We start from the raw sequence: 16,367 nt of genomic DNA on the forward strand, positions 1-16,367 counted from the left end.
TTTCTACGAGATTTTTCATGGCGCCTCCGAAATTGATCATTAAATGAGCAGTTGAGCTGATACTAGACGTAGTCGACAGGCATCACAAGCCACCCCTCTGAGTCGAAATCGAAACCCAGTTGCCGGTAGAGAGGAATAACCCCTGCTAGAGGCTCCTGAATTTCGATCTGCTCACTGCCAATGATTCGCGCGAAGTGAGTAACAGCTGTCAGGGCAAACGTCGCGATCCGACTCTTGAGCGGGTGATCGTTGCCAGGCTTGCCTTCCAGTCGCACGATTTTCACGCGTAACCGACTCTGATTCGGGTTTGCAAAGCACAGCCCGCAGAGCTCATGGTCAAACCAGATAGCCAAATCAAAACCCATCGGTTCTCTGGATTTCCACCTGACAATTTCTTGCCATGAAAAATGAGGGTCGAGCCATTCTTCATAGGCATTCAGAGCCAGCGCATCGACAGCTTCAAATCGGACTCTGGAGTGGTCGACATCGACGATCCCCTTCTGCTGCAAATCTTTCTGTAGTTTTGCAAAAGTATTGGCCGCCTGCTTCCTCGCCTCTGACCGATACCACTGATACCGCAAATTCGTCCGTTCCCTTGGCATGTAATTTCGAGCATTCCCTGTCTCCCCATCAATGGGCCTATCCGTTGCTCATCAGCCTATGTGCCTGCCTTCGAGCTGTCCCTGCTGGCCCTTTGTACAAATCGTTGCAATCCATGTTCCGCGCTGGTTATAGTCGGCGCTCGTGAATCAGGCGATTCACCTTCTAGACCCTCAACAAAGATCAGCCCCGATGCCTGCATCCCTCATCAACGCGGTAGTCGATTCAGCGGTCAACGCTGGCGTCGTGCCGTGCGGGAATCAGCAGCCTGGGCAGATCAGTCATTACCCTCCACCTGTCAGTAGCACGCCGGTGTGCGCAGTCGTATCACCGCCGGGCGTTGGCGTTTCGGGCTGATCGGCATTCTCTGCTGACCCCTGCGCCCGCCAGAAAAACCTACTGAACTTCAGCTTCGGCTGAGTTGGCTTTTTGCCTGACTACAGGTGGTATTCATGTTTGTCCTTTCGAAAAAAACCGTGCTCGCGGCGACGTCCACGAGCCTGTTCGTTCTGCTGTGGAGCAGCGGGGCGATCTTCTCCAAATGGGGCCTGGCCCATGCGTCACCCTTCGCCTTTCTGCTGATTCGCTTTGTGATTGCCCTGTGCGGGCTGTTGCTGCTGGCGCCGTTGCTCAAGTTGAAGCTGCCCAAGGGCGGCAGGCCGATGCTCTATGCAATCGCCACCGGGGTGGTGCTGTTGGGGGCTTATCAGATTTTCTATCTGCTGGCCCTTAACACCCGAATCACTCCGGGAGTGATGGCGACCATCATGGGCGTGCAGCCGATTCTCACCGTTGTATTGATGGAGCGGCAGCGCTCGGCGAGCCGCCTGTTCGGGCTGACGCTGGGGCTGGCAGGGCTGATCATGGTGGTGTTTCAAGGGATCGGTCTGGCCGGTATGTCCTGGGCCGGGATGCTCTTCGGTCTGCTGGCGCTGGCGAGCATGACACTGGGCTCGATCATGCAGAAAGGCATCACTGACAATCCCCTCGGCACGCTGCCGGTGCAATACCTGGCCGGGCTGTTGCTGTGCGGGATCTTCGTGCCGTTCCAGCCGTTTCATTTCGAACACAGCGCAGGGTTTATCGTGCCGGTGTTGTGGATGGGCCTGGTGGTGTCGGTGCTGGCGACGCTGTTGCTGTATCGCCTGATCGCGCGGGGCAATCTGGTGAATGTCACCAGCCTGTTTTATCTGGTGCCGGCGGTGACAGCGGTGATGGACTATCTGATCTTCGGTAATCGTCTGGCCGCGTTGAGCGTGCTGGGGATGCTGTTGATCATTGTCGGTCTGGCGTTTGTGTTCCGTAAATCCAGCTGATAGCCAGTTGAGGTGGCGGCTGTTCGGTCGCCATCGCGGGCAAGCCCGCTCCCACAGGGTTTTGTGTCGAGCCGCAGGATGTGGACGACATCAATCACTGTGGGAGCAGGCTTGCCCGCGAAGACTGAATCAGCGAGCCGCCACCTCGGCAGGCGTCACCACCGCAGGCTTCAACACCAGCCACAACGCCAAGGCAATCAACACCCCGCCATACAGGTGCGCCATCGACAGCGGCTCATCCAGCAACAATGCGCCCCACAGCACGCCGAACGCCGGAATCATGAAGGTTACGGTCATTGACTTCACCGGGCCAATCGAGCTGAGCAGGCGGAAGTAAATGATGTAGGCGAATGCCGTGCAACCCAGGCCCAGGCCGAGCAGCGACAGCCAGACATTCCAGCCACCCCAGCTTGCCGGTGGCGCAGTGATGACGCTGTAGCCGAACAGCGGCAAGAGAAACAATGAGGCACCGAGCATGCTGCCCACGGCTGACAGTCGGCTGTCGAGCCCACCGGTATGGTCCAGCCAGCGACGGGTGAGGAATCCGGCAAAACCGTAGCAGGTGGTCGCGAGCAGGCAGGCGAGGGCGCCCATCAACAATTCCAGGTCGAAGGCCACGGGCCCTGCGCGGGTGAGCACGCCGACACCGAACAATCCCAGGAACACGCCCGTCAGTTTGGCGACGGTGAGCCTCTCGCTGAAGAACAAGCCGCCAATCAATACGCCCATCAGCGGCGTGGTGGCGTTGAAGATCGCCGAATAACCCGCCGGCAGCACTTGCGCCGCGACCGAATACAGGGTCGCCGGAATGCCCGAGTTGATCACCCCCAGCAACATCACGGTTTTCAGCTTGCCCTTGAAATCCCAGTTGATACGCATCAGGCCGAGAATCACCAGCAGCCCGACAGCCGCAATCGACACCCGAAAGAACGCCGTCGGAATCGTGCCGATCACCGGCGCAATAATGCGCATGAACAGGAAGCTCGCACCCCAGATGGCGGCCAGCGACAGCATGCGGAAAATATCGACAGGGCTCACGACAACACTCCTTCCTTGATCGGGACGAGAGTGTTGCCGAGCGCCCCGGCGATGGCAACCGCTATCGGGGCATTTAATTTTTCCCTCAGATCACGAAGCGCGTGACCAGACCATTGAGGTCTACCGCCAGCCGCGACAGCTCCTGGCTGGCGGCCGACGTCTGGGTGGCGCCGGCCGCGGTTTGCGTCGAGAGATCGCGGATGCTGACCAGATTCTGGTCGACCTCGCGCGCCACCAGCGCCTGCTGTTCGGCGGCGCTGGCGATCACCAGATTGCGCTGGTTGATTTGCCCAATCGCCGCGGTGATCTTCTCCAGTGCCTGCCCGGCGCTGTTGGCCCGACGCAGGGTGTGACTGGCCTGCTCGGCGCTGCTTTGCAACGCGCCGACCGTCGCGCCGGTGCCGTGCTGGATGCTGCTGATCATCAACTCGATTTCTTCGGTGGAGTTCTGCGTACGCTGCGCCAGCGAACGCACTTCATCGGCGACCACGGCAAAACCGCGCCCGGCCTCACCGGCCCGCGCAGCCTCGATGGCGGCGTTGAGCGCCAGCAGGTTGGTCTGCCCGGCGATCCCGCGAATCACCTCCAGCACCTTACTGATGTCCTGGGCCTGGGTGGCGAGGCCTTCGGCCTGTTCCGAGGCACCGAGCACGGTGGTGACCAGTTCTTGAATCGAACGGATGGTTTCACTGACCTGGACGTGGCCATGCTTGCTGTCTTCGTTCGACGCTTCGGAAGCCTCGGCACTGGACACGGCGTTGGCCGCGACTTCATCCACAGCTGTGCTCATCTCGGTGACGGCGGTGGCGGCCTGTTCGATCTGGTCATTCTGCTGTTGCAGGCCGCGGGTGCTTTGTTCCATCACCGAGCTCATTTCTTCGGCGGCGGAGGCCAGTTGCTGCGCCGACTCGCTGATGCCGCGAATGGTCGAGCGCAGATTGCCCTGCATTTGCGCGAGGGCATCGAGCAATTGCGCGGCCTCATCGCGACCGCTGCTGACGATCTCGCCGCTGAGGTCGCCGGCGGCGATGCGCTGGGCCACCTTCAGCGCCTGATTGATCGGCGTGGTAATGCTGCGGGTCAGTTGCCACGCCAGCAACAGCGTGGCGATCAACGCGGTGACGATAATCGTCGCAACGATCCACAGCGCCCGCTGGTACATGTCGGCGGCGGCCTCGGCGGCGGCGTCGGCACCTTGCTGGTTGAGGCTGATCATCTGCTCCAGGGTCGTGTCGAGCACTCTGCCCTGTGGCGCCAGATCATTGTTCAAACGGGTGTAGGCCTGTTCAGTTTGCCCGGCGTCGATCTGGCTGATGATCTGGTCGAGGATGCTCATGTACTTGCCGATGTCGGCACTCAAGCCTGCGAGCATGCCCCGTTCCTGATCGCTGGTGAGCAAGGCTTCATGGTCTTTGAGACGCTTGAGCAATTCTTCGCGCTGCACCTTGATCAGGCCTTTGCTTCTGTCACGCACGGCTGGCTGGGTGCTGGTGATCAGGCGCAGGGATTCGAGGCGGATGCTGGCAATGTTCGCGGCGGCGTCATGAATGCTTTCGATGCTCGGCATCCACGACTCTTCGATGACCGCAGCGCTTTCACGCAGAGTTTTCATCTGACCCAGGCCAAACAGGCCGACGATCACCAACAGACTGGCCAGCACGGCAAAACTCAAACCGGCGCGCAAACCGATGCGCAGATTGCGGATAGACATCAATGTGCTCCTTGATCTTTGGGGGGGAGAGGTCGTCCCCGTCAGTCGAGGATCTTGTTGTGAAGAGGGTGATGGCGGCCTGTATATCAAAGTGCCACTATTTTGGTAAGACCAATCTGCGCACGTCATGCCGAGTGTTGCTGCAGCACGAGTAACAGAGGAAGAGATGCAGGCTAGAGCCGCTGGGGCGGCGATTGGATCCGCAAGCCAATGAATACGCGGCTGCACATCACGCAGTGAGTGGTCGCGATCGCCGACTGCCCGGTGGCTTTGCTGACCGAACGGTCGACTAAAAAAACTTTGATAAAAACTGTGTCGTTGTACAACCCTGCCGCGCATTTGGCAGAAATTGCACTTCTCCTGCCGGTGCATCCATGGCTAAGCTCAGGCACGGATTCCCACTTGCACGCCGAGGTCTCATCTATGCCGCAGCCATGGCCAGCCACCGACATCGCCCGGATGATTCTCGAAGGCTTTGACGATTACCGCGAGCATTTCCGGCGCATTACCGACGGCGCCCGGGAGCGTTTCGAACAGGCTCGCTGGCAGGAGACGCAAACCGCATCTGCGGCGCGAATCAACCTCTACGAAGAGAAAGTCGGCGAAACCATTGCCCGCCTGCGGGAGTACTTCGATGACGAAGCACTCATGAATGTCAGTTGCTGGCCACTGGTGAAAAGCGCCTACATCAGCGTCATCGACCTGCGCTTCGACGATGAATTGTCCGAGACCTGGTACAACTCGATCTTCTGCGGGCTGTTCAGCCATGACCTGATCAGCGATGGCTGCATGTTCATCCACACCACGCGTCCGAGCCTGCGCCGCGCACGGGCCGCGCAGACCCGCACCTACAAGCCGCAAGGCCAGCTGAGCGCGATGCTGGCGAGCATTTTTGCCGATTACCGCTTCAGCGAAGATTACGCCGATTTGCCCGGCGACTTGCGCCGCCTCGAAGCGCAACTGCGCGAGAACCTGCCGGACTGGGTGTGCAAGGACCCGGAACTGAGCGTCGAGCTGTTTTCTTCGGTGCTCTACCGCAACAAGGGGGCCTACCTGGTCGGGCGCATCTACACCCGTGACGAACAGTGGCCGCTGGTGATTCCGCTGCTGCACCGTGAAGGACGCGGGATTCAGATTGACGCGTTGATCACCGACGAAGCCGACGTGTCGATCATCTTTTCCTTTACCCGCTCGTATTTCATGGTCGATGTGCCGGTGCCGGCGGAATTCATCGGTTTTCTGCGACGCATACTGCCGGGCAAGCACATCGCCGAGCTGTACACCTCAATCGGTTTCTACAAACACGGCAAGTCCGAGTTCTACCGCGCGTTGATCAACCACCTGGCCAATACCAATGACCAGTTCATCATGGCCCCGGGCGTGCGCGGCATGGTCATGAGCGTGTTTACCCTGCCGGGCTTCAACACCGTGTTCAAGATCATCAAGGACCGCTTCTCACCGTCGAAAAACGTCGATCGCGCCACGGTGATCGAGAAATACCGGCTGGTGAAAAGCGTCGACCGGGTCGGGCGCATGGCCGATACCCAGGAATTCGCCGATTTCCGTTTCCCGCTGAGCAAGTTCGATCCGGCGTGTCTGGAAGAACTGCTGGAGGTGGCACCGTCCACCGTCTCGGTCGAAGGCGACACGGTGCTGATCCGCCACTGCTGGACCGAGCGCCGGATGACCCCGCTGAACCTCTATCTGGAAAACGCCAACGATGCACAGGTGCGCGAGGCGCTGGAAGACTATGGCCTGGCGATCAAGCAATTGGCGGCGGCCAACATCTTTCCCGGCGACATGCTGTTGAAAAACTTCGGCGTCACCCGGCACGGGCGGGTGGTGTTCTACGACTACGACGAGATCTGCTTCCTGACCGAAGCCAATTTCCGCCACATCCCCGCACCGCGCACCCCCGAGGATGAAATGGCCTCCGAGCCGTGGTATTCGATCGGGCCGCTGGATGTCTTTCCTGAGGAGTTTCCGCCGTTTCTGTTTGCCGATTCGGGGCAGCGCAAGTTGTTCGATCAGTTGCATGGCGAGTTGTATAACGCGGATTACTGGAAGAGCCTGCAGGAGGCGATTCGCGCCGGGAAAGTGATTGATGTCTTTCCTTATCGGCGTAAAGGGTTGGATAACGAATAGCCCTCTTAAAAACTCCCTCACCCCAGCCCTCTCCCGGAGGGAGAGGGCTGGGGTGAGGGAGCAAGCATCGACCTGAAAGGCCTTGGCGATTATGGATTCGGTGATGCACGTTCAGGTCGGTGAAGCTGGCAAAGTTGACTCGCTCGGTCCCCTCTCCTTTTGGGAGAGGGCCAGGGTGAGGGCCGCAATCCCCCAGACACGCCACAAATCCGCCAAATCTGCGACAATCCGCCCCCTGCATAAATAGACGACCGAATTGCGTACCCGATGACCGACGAATCGCCCTCCATCGACAAACTGCTGAAAAACCTCGATCACGCCATGCTCGCCGACCGTCACCGGCTGCGGCGGCAGTTGCTTGAGCTGCGCAAGAAGCCTGACGAGGCCAAGCTGGCCCAGTGGGTGGCGCGGATGCAGGCGTCCTGCGATCAGGTGCTGGCGCGCAAGGCCAGCCTGCCGGTGATTCGTTATGACGACAGCCTGCCCATTGCGGCCAAGCGTGACGAAATCAAACAGGCCCTGGAAAAGCATCAGGTGCTGATCATCGCCGGCGAAACCGGCTCGGGCAAAACCACTCAGTTGCCGAAAATCTGTCTGGAAATCGGTCGTGGCCAGCATGGCTTGATCGGCCACACCCAGCCACGCCGAATTGCAGCACGCAGCGTCGCAAGCCGGGTTGCCGAAGAACTCGGCACGCCGCTCGGCTCGCTGGTCGGCTATCAGGTGCGATTCGAGGATCAGAGCGATTCCAACACCCTGATCAAACTGATGACCGACGGCATCCTGCTGGCGGAAACCCAGAACGACCGCTATCTGGAACGCTACGACACGATCATCGTCGACGAAGCCCACGAACGCAGCCTGAACATCGACTTCCTGCTCGGTTACCTGAAAACCCTGCTGCCGCGTCGTCCGGACCTGAAAGTCATCATCACGTCGGCGACCATCGACCTGGAGCGCTTCTCCAAACATTTCGATGACGCGCCGATTGTCGAAGTCTCCGGCCGCACCTTCCCGGTGGACACCTGGTATCGACCGCTGACCCTGGAGCAGGACGAGGAGGGCAACCGCGTCGAAGACGACCTGACTGTGGATCAGGCGATCCTCGCCACCCTCGACGAAATCGCCGCCTACGAGCGCAGCGAGCGCCGCAGTCCTGGCGATGTGCTGGTGTTCCTGCCCGGCGAACGCGAGATTCGCGACGCCGCCGACATGCTGCGCAAGGCTCAGCTCAAACACACCGAAATCCTGCCGCTGTACGCGCGCCTGTCGCCCGCCGAACAGCAGCGGATTTTCCAGTCGCACCCGGGGCGTCGCGTGGTGCTGGCGACCAACGTCGCCGAGACCTCGCTGACCGTGCCGGGCATCCGTTACGTGATCGACAGCGGCACCGCGCGCATCAGCCGTTACAGCTACCGCGCCAAGGTCCAGCGTCTGCCGATCGAGGCGATTTCCCAGGCCAGCGCCAACCAGCGTAAAGGTCGTTGCGGCCGGGTCGAGCCGGGCATTTGCGTGCGCTTGTACAGCGAGGAAGACTTCCTCGGTCGCCCGGAATTCACCGACCCGGAGATTCTGCGCACTAACCTTGCCGCTGTTATCTTGCAGATGCTGCACTTGCGCCTCGGCGAAATCACCGCGTTCCCGTTCATCGAGCCGCCGGATGGCAAAGCCATCAGCGACGGTTTCAATCTGCTGCAAGAACTCTCGGCGGTGGATCGCAACAGTCAGTTGACCCCGCTGGGGCGCCAGTTGGCACGCCTGCCGGTGGATCCACGCATGGGCCGCATGCTGCTCGAAGCGGCCAGGCTCGGCAGCCTGCAGGAAGTGCTGATCGTCGCCAGTGCGATGTCGATTCAGGACCCGCGCGAGCGTCCACCGGAGCGTCAGCAAGCCGCCGATCAGGCCCACGCGCAATGGAAAGACAGCGATTCGGACTTCGCCGGGCTGGTCAATCTGTGGCGTGGTTTTGAAGAACAGCGCCAGGCGCTGACGGCCAGCCCGCTGCGCAACTGGTGCCGCAAGAACTTCCTCAACTACCTGCGTCTGCGCGAGTGGCGTGATTCCCATCGCCAGTTGAGCCTGATCTGCCGTGACATGCAGCTGAGCCTCAATAAAGAGCCGGCGGATTACCCGAAACTGCACAAAGCGGTGCTGGTCGGTCTGCTCAGCCAGATCGGTCAGAAAACCGAGGACGGCGATTACCTTGGCGCCCGTCAGCGGCGTTTCTGGATTCACCCGTCGTCGGGGATCGGCAAGAAGCGTCCGCAATGGCTGATGACAGCCGAGCTGGTGGAAACCACCAAGCTTTACGCGCGCATGGTCGCCAAGATCGACGCTGACTGGATCGAGCCGCTGGCCGGGCACCTGATCAAGAAGAACCACTTTGAACCGCACTGGGAGAAGAAGCGTGGCCAGGTCGTGGCTTACGAGCAGATCACCCTGTTCGGGCTGATCGTCGTTGGCCGTCGCCCGGTGCATTACGGTCCGGTGGATCCGGTGGTGTCCCGCGAGCTGTTTATCCGCGAAGGCCTGGTGCGCGGCGAGATTCAGTCGAAAGCCAAGTGCCTGACGGCCAACCAACAGTTGCTCGAACAGCTCGACGAGCTGGAAGCCAAGGCCCGGCGCCGTGACATCCTCGCCGACGAAGAAACCCTGTACGCCTTTTACGATGCGCGCTTGCCGGCAGAGATTCACCAGACCGCGACCTTCGACAGCTGGTATCGGGTCAACAGCCAGAAGAACCCGCAACTGCTGATCATGCGCGAAGAGGACGTGCTGGCCCGCGAGGCCAGTGAAGTCACCGCGCGCGACTACCCGGATACGCTGCACATCGGTGACCTCGAACTGGCGCTGACCTATCATTTCGAACCCAATCACCCGCGCGACGGCGTGACCTTGCGCGTGCCGGCGCCGTTGTTGCCGATGCTGCCGCCGGAACGCCTCGAATGGCTGGTGCCAGGGATGATCGAAGCCAAGTGCATCGCCCTCGTGCGTAACCTGCCGAAGGCGCTGCGCAAGAACTTCGTACCGGTGCCGGACTTCATCAAAGCGGCATTGCAGCGCATGACCTTCGCCGAAGGTTCGTTGCCGCAAGCGCTCGGTCGCGAGTTGCTGCGCATGACCGGTGCGCGGGTCAGCGATGAGGCGTGGGCGGAAGCGGCGCAGCAGGTCGAAGGGCATTTGCGGATGAACCTGGAAATCGTCGACGGCCAGGGCAAGTTCCTCGGCGAAGGTCGCGATCTGGCCGAGTTGACCGCACGGTTTGCCGAAGCCAGTCAGGCTGCACTGGCGGTGCCGCAGAGCGCAAAAAGTCAGCAACCGGTGGAGGCGAAAGTCTTTGCACCAGTGGCGGAAAAGACCCAACAGAAGATCGCCGGGCTGTCGATGACGGTGTATCCGGCGCTGGTGGAAGAGGGCGGCGCGGTCAAGGAAGGGCGCTTCTCGACCCCGGCCGAAGCCGAGTTTCAACACCGCCGCGCGTTGCAGCGTCTGCTGATGCAGCAACTGGCGGAACCGGCCAAGTTCCTGCGCAGCAAATTGCCGGGGCAGACCGAACTGGGCCTGCTCTATCGCGAGTTGGGCCGGGTCGATGCGCTGGTCGAAGACATTCTGCTGGCCAGCCTCGACAGCTGCATTCTGGAAGGCGAAGACCCGTTGCCCCGCGATGGCGCCGGGCTGGCAGCGTTGGCCGAGCGCAAGCGCGGCAGTTGGACCGAACACGCCGAACGCGTGGCGCGCCTGACGCTGGAGATCCTCAAGCTGTGGCACGGTCTGCAAAAGCGTTTCAAGGGCAAGATCGACCTTGCGCAAGCGGTGGCGCTGAATGACATCAAGCAGCAGATCAGCCAGTTGGTGTACCCCGGTTTCGTCCGGGAAACGCCGATGCAATGGCTCAAGGAATTGCCGCGTTATCTGAAAGCGGTCGAGCAGCGTTTCGAAAAGCTCGGGGCGCAAGTGCAGAAGGATCGTGTCTGGAGCGGCGAACTGGCCGGCCTCTGGGCGCAATACCAGACCCGCGCCGCCAAGCATGCCCAGGAAGGCAAGCGCGATCCGCAGCTGGAGTTGTACCGCTGGTGGCTGGAGGAATACCGGGTGTCACTGTTCGCCCAGCAGTTGGGCACCAAAGTCCCGATTTCCGACAAACGCCTGAACAAGCAGTGGACGCAGGTCGAACCTTGATTGCCAGGCCTGCACAATCCCCTTTAGGAGTGAGCCTGCTCGCGATAGCAGAGTGTCAGTCAACGCAATAGTGACTGATACGACGCAATCGCGAGCAGGCTCACTCCTGCAGGGAAGCAGCGCCGGTCTTGAGAAAGGCGCCAAAACCTCGGGTTTATGGCAAACTTCGCGACCATAAACGCCCGTTTCGCGACCCAGAGCCTTCGGTTAGGTCGCGAACCGGAATAAAGCGATGCCAGGTCAGCGTCCCCCGGATGGGAATAGACCCTTTGTGTGTTGGTACGACGGTTCCAGCACTTTCTGCCTGAACAGATTAGAGAAACGACCATGCATAATGTCGTCATCAGCGGCACCGGCCTGTACACCCCGGCCAACAGCATCTCCAACGAAGAGCTGGTGCAGTCTTTCAACACCTACGTCGCCCAGTTCAACGCCGATAACGCCGAAGCCATCGCCAACGGTGAAGTCCAGGCCCTGACCGAATCCAGCGCCGCGTTCATCGAAAAGGCCTCGGGCATCAAGAGCCGCTTTGTCATGGACAAGGATGGCATCCTCGACCCGCTGCGCATGGCGCCGCGTCTGCCGGAGCGTTCCAACGACGAATGGTCGGTGCTGTGCCAGATGGCCATCGGCGCAGCCGAGCAAGCCTTGCAGCGCGCCGGTAAAACCGCCGCTGATATCGACGGCGTGATCGTTGCCTGTTCCAACCTGCAGCGCGCTTACCCGGCCATTGCCATCGAAGTCCAGGAAGCGCTGGGCATCCAGGGCTTCGGCTTCGACATGAACGTGGCCTGCTCCTCGGCTACCTTTGGCATCCAGGCGGCGGCCAACAGCGTGCAACTGGGTCAGGCCCGGGCGATCCTGATGGTCAACCCGGAAGTCTGCACCGGTCACCTGAACTTCCGTGACCGTGACAGCCACTTCATCTTCGGTGATGCCGCGACTGCAGTGATCATCGAGCGTGCCGATCTGGCGACGTCCAAATACCAGTTCGACGTGGTCAGCACCAAACTGTTGACCAAGTTTTCCAATAACATCCGCAACAATTTCGGCTTCCTCAACCGCGCCGCGGAAGAGGGCGTCGGCGCCCGCGACAAGCTGTTCGTGCAGGAAGGGCGCAAGGTGTTCAAGGATGTCTGCCCGATGGTCGCCGAACTGATTGGTGAGCATCTGCAAGAGAATCAGCTCAATGTCGGCGACGTAAAGCGCTTCTGGCTGCACCAGGCCAACCTGAGCATGAACCACCTGATCGTGCGCAAGCTGCTGGGCCGCGAAGCGACCGAAGAAGAGGCTCCGGTGATTCTCGACACCTACGCCAACACCAGCTCCGCCGGTTCCGTGATTGCCTTCCACAAGCACCAGGATGATCTGGCTGCCGGTTCGCTGGCTGTTTTGAGTTCGTTCGGTGCAGGCTATTCGATCGGCAGCGTGATTCTGCGCAAGCGTTGAAAAGAGGTTTAGTTTCCCCTTAAACACGTCGACTTTTCCTACATCCGAATCGGCTCAAACGCTGTAATTTTTCGGAAATGGCGGCAGGCGAAGTCCTGCCTCTATCATTTCGGAATCGGCACAAGGAGATTTTTGGATGGCTGACGACACCCAACTGCTTGAGCGCCTGCTGGCAGGTGAACAACGGGCTTTCAAGGAACTGGTGACTACGTATCAGAGCGCCATGCGTGCCGTGGCGTATGCGATTGTCGGCCAGCGTCATGTCGAAGAAGTGGTGCAGGACGCCTGGCTTTCCGTGGTGCGCCACATCGCCAGTTTCGAAGGTCGTTCCAGCCTCAAGACCTGGCTGCTGACCATCACCGCCAACTCGGCCAAAAGTCGTTACAAGCTGAATCGCCGCGAAGTGCTGATGGATGACTTGCCGTCGCCCCACGGCACCATTGATGACGACCGCTTTTCTCCCGGCGACGGCCATTGGTTGATCGCCCCGTTCGCCTGGCACCAGGACACGCCCGAAGCCTTGCTGACCGAAAGTGAATTGCGTGACTGCCTGGAGCATACGCTGCTCAGTCTGTCGGAATTGCAAAGCAGTGTTCTGCTGTTGCGTGAGCGTCAGGGCCTGGAGCTGGAAGAGATCTGTAATCTTCTGGAGATCTCGCTCTCCAATGTCCGTGTGCTGCTGCATCGTGCGCGGCTGAAAGTCTTCGCGACCGTGGAGCATTTTGAGGAGACCGGGGAATGCTGACCTGTAAGGAACAAGTGGCGCGCTCCAGCGATTATCTCGATGATCAGTTGAGCTTTCGCGAGAAGCTGATGGTGCGTCATCACCTGATGTTCTGCCCGAACTGTCGGCGTTTCATTCGGCAGATGCGTTTGATGCAGGCGACCTTGAAGGCGATGCCGGAGAAACCGGAGGAAGGGATGGATGCCTTGGCGGAACGTTTGGCGGCGCAACGGCGGGACGATAGCCCGTGAAAAAACACAGCCCGGTGAAGCACCAGCGAACGGATGATGGGGATCGCTGTTGCTGCATCGAGCTGCAGGAAAATCAACTTCGATCGGCAAGTCGCAAGGGGAGCGGTGACTTGCAACTTGTCGCTCGAAGCTTGTCGCTGTTTTCTTAGAACTTCGCTTCCGCGTCCAGCTGCAGGGTGTTGGTGTCTGCATCACGCTGGGTACGGCTGGAGAAGTCTGCTTTGGTCAGGAAGTACGTCGCGCCAATGGCAAAGTTCTTGTCGATGTCGTAACCGACCTTGAACTTGTGACCACGCGAACCGGTGGTGCCGTTGGCGAAGTCGGAGTCGGTGAAGGCGCCGACCACGGCGTCACGCTGGACGTCACGATAGTTGTAGTCGAGGTTCAGACCGAACACTTTCGACTTGGCGCCGACCAGCCAGGCGGTGTCTGCATCGGTCACGGCATCGTTGTTCTTCACGTACTGACCGTAGAACGACAACGGCATTGGCAAGCCACCGATATCGATCTGGCTGAAGCCCTCGTACAGACGGAATTCGTTGTTGGCCGAGTTGCCGTTGACCGCCAGGGCGCACGGAGTGGAAGTCCCGGTGCAGCGGCTGTCTTTGTCGTTCTGGTAGGCGTAGACGCTGCCGCCCAGGGTCAGTTTCAGGTTGTCGGTGATCGCGAAGCGGCTACCCAACTGGCCAGAGGTCAGGCGCAGGTCGTGACGGAATTGCACGCCGTCGCCATCGACGTTGTCCTTGAGGTTGTAGTTACCCAGGCTGCCGAACAGCTCGGCGCTGCTGCCCAACGGGTATTTGTAGGTCACGGCCAGACCTTCCGGGTTGATGTCGCTGTCCCAGATCACGTCACCCATGCTGACCCACGGTTGCAGCATTTTGCCGCCGATGACGTGCAGGTTCTTGATCTGATCGGGGTGGTAGTCGATGTAGCCCAGGTCGAGCCAGATCTGCTTCTTGTCGAAGTAGTTGTCCTGATCCTGGTTGGTCGAACGGGCGTCGTCGCCGCCGCCGGTGGCGATACGGATGCCGGTGTCGACTTGCGGGTTGATCTCGGTGTAGGCGCCCAGGCGGGCACGGATGCGCTGGCGATCCTTGTCGCGGCCGCCGTTGTTCGGTTCGCCGTCGATCTTGATGGTTTCCTGACGGATACGCACGTCACCCTTGAACTGGGTCTTGGCGGCCCAGGCCAGTTTCTGGTCGAAGGAGCTCAGCTCATTGGTTTTCTTCGCGGTTGCCGCGATTTGCTCGTTAGTCTCTTGCTGCGCCTGCTGCGCGATTTGCTGAGCCTTCTGATCCTTGGCCAGTTCAGTTTGCAGTTCAATGTACTGCGCCTGGGAAATCGAACCGTTAGCCTTGAGCATGTCGAGCAGTTTGGCGTCGACTGCAGCACTGGCCGGAACGCTCATGGCCAGTAACAGGCCACCGCACAGGGCCGCCGCAGTTTTCGTGGAAGCAAGACGCATAGCAATCTCCGAAGATGAGAGGGGATGGCTGAACCATCCTGGGCACAACCGACGTGAAGGTCGGAAAACAGTGTCCGGGTAGAACCCGGCGCTCTAAAAACAGGCGCCAGTATCGCGATGGTTTATGACAGAGCAGTGGCACGATGATGGCAGGTTGATGACGATCCAGATGCGTCGTGAACTATTGATCTAGAGCGCTGTCGCCCGATTGAACGTGTGCAATGGCCGGCGATAGGCGATACTCGCCGGGCGCTGAAACCCGCTTGTGGAGACTCTGTTGATGCCGTTGCAACGCCTGCAAAACCTGTCAGAAATCGCCCCGGCCACCTGGGACGCACTGGTGCCGGAGAATCAGCCGTTTCTGCGCCATGCCTTCCTCAGCGCCCTGGAGGACAGCGGCAGCGTCGGCCCTCACACGGGTTGGCAGCCGGAACATTTGTTGCTCATCGAGGATGATCGACTGATAGCGGCACTGCCCAGTTACCGCAAGTGGCATTCCTACGGCGAGTATGTGTTCGATCATGGCTGGGCCGACGCCTGTGCCCGCGCCGGAATCGACTATTACCCCAAGCTGTTGACGGCCGTGCCGTTCAGCCCGGTCAGCGGCCCACGCTTGTTGGCGGCGAAGGTCGAAGACGGCTTCGAGTTGCTCAAGAGCCTGCCGGGGTATCTGGAAATCGAAGGGCTTTCCAGCGCACATATCAATTTCACCGATCTCTTCACCGATACCGCCATGGCTGAACAACCAGGCTGGTTGCAGCGCATCGGCTGTCAGTATCACTGGCAGAATCGCGGCTACCGGGACTTTCAGGACTTTCTCGATGTGCTCAGTTCGCGCAAGCGCAAGCAGATGCGCAAAGAGCGCGAGCAAGTGGCGGGGCAGGGCTTCGAGTTTGAATGGTTGCAGGGACGGGAGCTGGACGAGGCGCAATGGGATTTCGTTTACGCCTGTTACGCCAATACCTATGCGGTGCGACGTCAGGCGCCGTACCTGACGCGCGAGTTCTTCAGCCTGCTAGCCGAACGCATGCCGGAGTCGATTCGCGTGGTGCTGGCCAGACAAGGTTCACGCCCGGTGGCGATGGCTTTCAGTCTGGTGGGTGGCGATAGCTTTTACGGACGCTATTGGGGTTGCCTGGCGGAGTTTGATCGGCTGCACTTCGAAACCTGTTTCTATCAGGGCATGGATTACGCGATTGCGCAGGGCTATCAACGTTTCGACGCTGGTGCCCAGGGCGAGCACAAGTTGATTCGTGGTTTCGAACCGGTGATCACTCATTCGTGGCATTACCTGCGCCATCCCGGGTTGAAAGCGGCGGTGAAGGATTTCCTGCAACAAGAGCGTGCCGGAGTCCTTGCCTATGCCGAAGAAGCCAGAACAGCCTTGCCCTACCGCCAGACCTGAATCCCCTGTAGGAGTGAGCCTGCTCGCGATAGCGGTCTGTCAGAGCCATTGATGTTGACTGACACACCGCTATCGCGAGCA

At 60.0% G+C, this 16,367-nt stretch carries 11 protein-coding genes; 7 read left to right on the forward strand and 4 right to left on the reverse strand.

The window, feature by feature from the left end; all coding sequences use genetic code 11:
• Positions 1 to 62: 62 nt before the first annotated feature.
• On the reverse strand, positions 63 to 602 hold the full coding sequence (locus tag DBR24_RS28380) for a hypothetical protein (RefSeq protein ID WP_128616352.1): 540 nt from the start codon (positions 600 to 602) through the stop codon (positions 63 to 65).
• 450 nt (positions 603 to 1,052) lie between these two features.
• On the opposite strand from DBR24_RS28380, the gene DBR24_RS28385 reads away from it, so the two are divergent.
• Positions 1,053 to 1,916 (forward strand): DMT family transporter, encoded by an 864-nt coding sequence (locus tag DBR24_RS28385; protein WP_128616353.1) that lies wholly within the window; start codon positions 1,053 to 1,055, stop codon positions 1,914 to 1,916.
• Positions 1,917 to 2,045: 129 nt separating this feature from the next.
• On the opposite strand, the gene DBR24_RS28390 is transcribed toward DBR24_RS28385, so the two are convergent.
• Both DBR24_RS28390 and DBR24_RS28395 read right to left on the reverse strand, forming a co-directional pair.
• The gene (locus DBR24_RS28390; RefSeq protein WP_128616354.1) at positions 2,046 to 2,954 is read right to left on the reverse strand and encodes a DMT family transporter; all 909 of its coding nucleotides are present in this window, start codon (positions 2,952 to 2,954) and stop codon (positions 2,046 to 2,048) included.
• Between the two features lie 85 nt (positions 2,955 to 3,039).
• On the reverse strand, positions 3,040 to 4,665 hold the full coding sequence (locus DBR24_RS28395) for a methyl-accepting chemotaxis protein (RefSeq protein ID WP_128616355.1): 1,626 nt from the start codon (positions 4,663 to 4,665) through the stop codon (positions 3,040 to 3,042).
• A gap of 423 nt (positions 4,666 to 5,088) precedes the next feature.
• Between DBR24_RS28395 and aceK the strand changes: the two genes are divergently transcribed.
• From aceK to DBR24_RS28420, 5 genes are all read left to right on the forward strand, one after another.
• Positions 5,089 to 6,810, forward strand: a complete 1,722-nt coding sequence (aceK, locus tag DBR24_RS28400) for a bifunctional isocitrate dehydrogenase kinase/phosphatase (RefSeq protein ID WP_128616356.1) — start codon at positions 5,089 to 5,091, stop codon at positions 6,808 to 6,810.
• A 267-nt stretch (positions 6,811 to 7,077) separates the two neighbouring features.
• The gene (gene hrpA / locus DBR24_RS28405; RefSeq protein WP_128616357.1) at positions 7,078 to 10,989 is read left to right on the forward strand and encodes an ATP-dependent RNA helicase HrpA; all 3,912 of its coding nucleotides are present in this window, start codon (positions 7,078 to 7,080) and stop codon (positions 10,987 to 10,989) included.
• A 327-nt stretch (positions 10,990 to 11,316) separates the two neighbouring features.
• Positions 11,317 to 12,438, forward strand: coding sequence for a beta-ketoacyl-ACP synthase III (locus tag DBR24_RS28410; RefSeq protein ID WP_123465546.1), 1,122 nt, complete (start codon positions 11,317 to 11,319; stop codon positions 12,436 to 12,438).
• A 136-nt stretch (positions 12,439 to 12,574) separates the two neighbouring features.
• Complete coding sequence (locus tag DBR24_RS28415) at positions 12,575 to 13,183, forward strand: RNA polymerase sigma factor (RefSeq protein ID WP_123465548.1); 609 nt, start codon at positions 12,575 to 12,577, stop codon at positions 13,181 to 13,183.
• Entirely contained in the window at positions 13,177 to 13,413 is a 237-nt protein-coding gene (locus DBR24_RS28420) for an anti-sigma factor (RefSeq protein ID WP_128616358.1), read from the forward strand. The genes DBR24_RS28415 and DBR24_RS28420 overlap by 7 nt, the downstream gene beginning before the upstream one ends.
• A 145-nt stretch (positions 13,414 to 13,558) precedes the next feature.
• Here the strand turns inward: DBR24_RS28420 and DBR24_RS28425 are convergent, their stop codons facing one another.
• Positions 13,559 to 14,881: a putative porin gene (locus DBR24_RS28425; protein ID WP_123465552.1), complete on the reverse strand. Its 1,323-nt coding sequence runs from the start codon at positions 14,879 to 14,881 to the stop codon at positions 13,559 to 13,561.
• Positions 14,882 to 15,161: 280 nt separating this feature from the next.
• Here DBR24_RS28425 and DBR24_RS28430 point away from each other — a divergent pair, with 280 nt between their 5' ends.
• Positions 15,162 to 16,286 (forward strand): GNAT family N-acetyltransferase, encoded by a 1,125-nt coding sequence (locus DBR24_RS28430; protein ID WP_128616359.1) that lies wholly within the window; start codon positions 15,162 to 15,164, stop codon positions 16,284 to 16,286.
• Positions 16,287 to 16,367 lie beyond the last annotated feature (81 nt).

Source organism: Pseudomonas sp. HMWF006 (genome assembly GCF_003061205.1).
Classification (GTDB): domain Bacteria; phylum Pseudomonadota; class Gammaproteobacteria; order Pseudomonadales; family Pseudomonadaceae; genus Aquipseudomonas; species Aquipseudomonas monsensis.

Coding starts and splice junctions, on each gene's coding strand:
- DBR24_RS28395 (WP_128616355.1), bottom strand. CDS start 4,665: ATGTCTATCCGCAATCTGCGCATCGGTTTGCGCGCCGGTTTGAGTTTT.
- DBR24_RS28380 (WP_128616352.1), bottom strand. CDS start 602: ATGCCAAGGGAACGGACGAATTTGCGGTATCAGTGGTATCGGTCAGAG.
- DBR24_RS28410 (WP_123465546.1), top strand. CDS start 11,317: ATGCATAATGTCGTCATCAGCGGCACCGGCCTGTACACCCCGGCCAAC.
- aceK (WP_128616356.1), top strand. CDS start 5,089: ATGCCGCAGCCATGGCCAGCCACCGACATCGCCCGGATGATTCTCGAA.
- DBR24_RS28420 (WP_128616358.1), top strand. CDS start 13,177: ATGCTGACCTGTAAGGAACAAGTGGCGCGCTCCAGCGATTATCTCGAT.
- hrpA (WP_128616357.1), top strand. CDS start 7,078: ATGACCGACGAATCGCCCTCCATCGACAAACTGCTGAAAAACCTCGAT.
- DBR24_RS28415 (WP_123465548.1), top strand. CDS start 12,575: ATGGCTGACGACACCCAACTGCTTGAGCGCCTGCTGGCAGGTGAACAA.
- DBR24_RS28430 (WP_128616359.1), top strand. CDS start 15,162: ATGCCGTTGCAACGCCTGCAAAACCTGTCAGAAATCGCCCCGGCCACC.
- DBR24_RS28425 (WP_123465552.1), bottom strand. CDS start 14,881: ATGCGTCTTGCTTCCACGAAAACTGCGGCGGCCCTGTGCGGTGGCCTG.
- DBR24_RS28385 (WP_128616353.1), top strand. CDS start 1,053: ATGTTTGTCCTTTCGAAAAAAACCGTGCTCGCGGCGACGTCCACGAGC.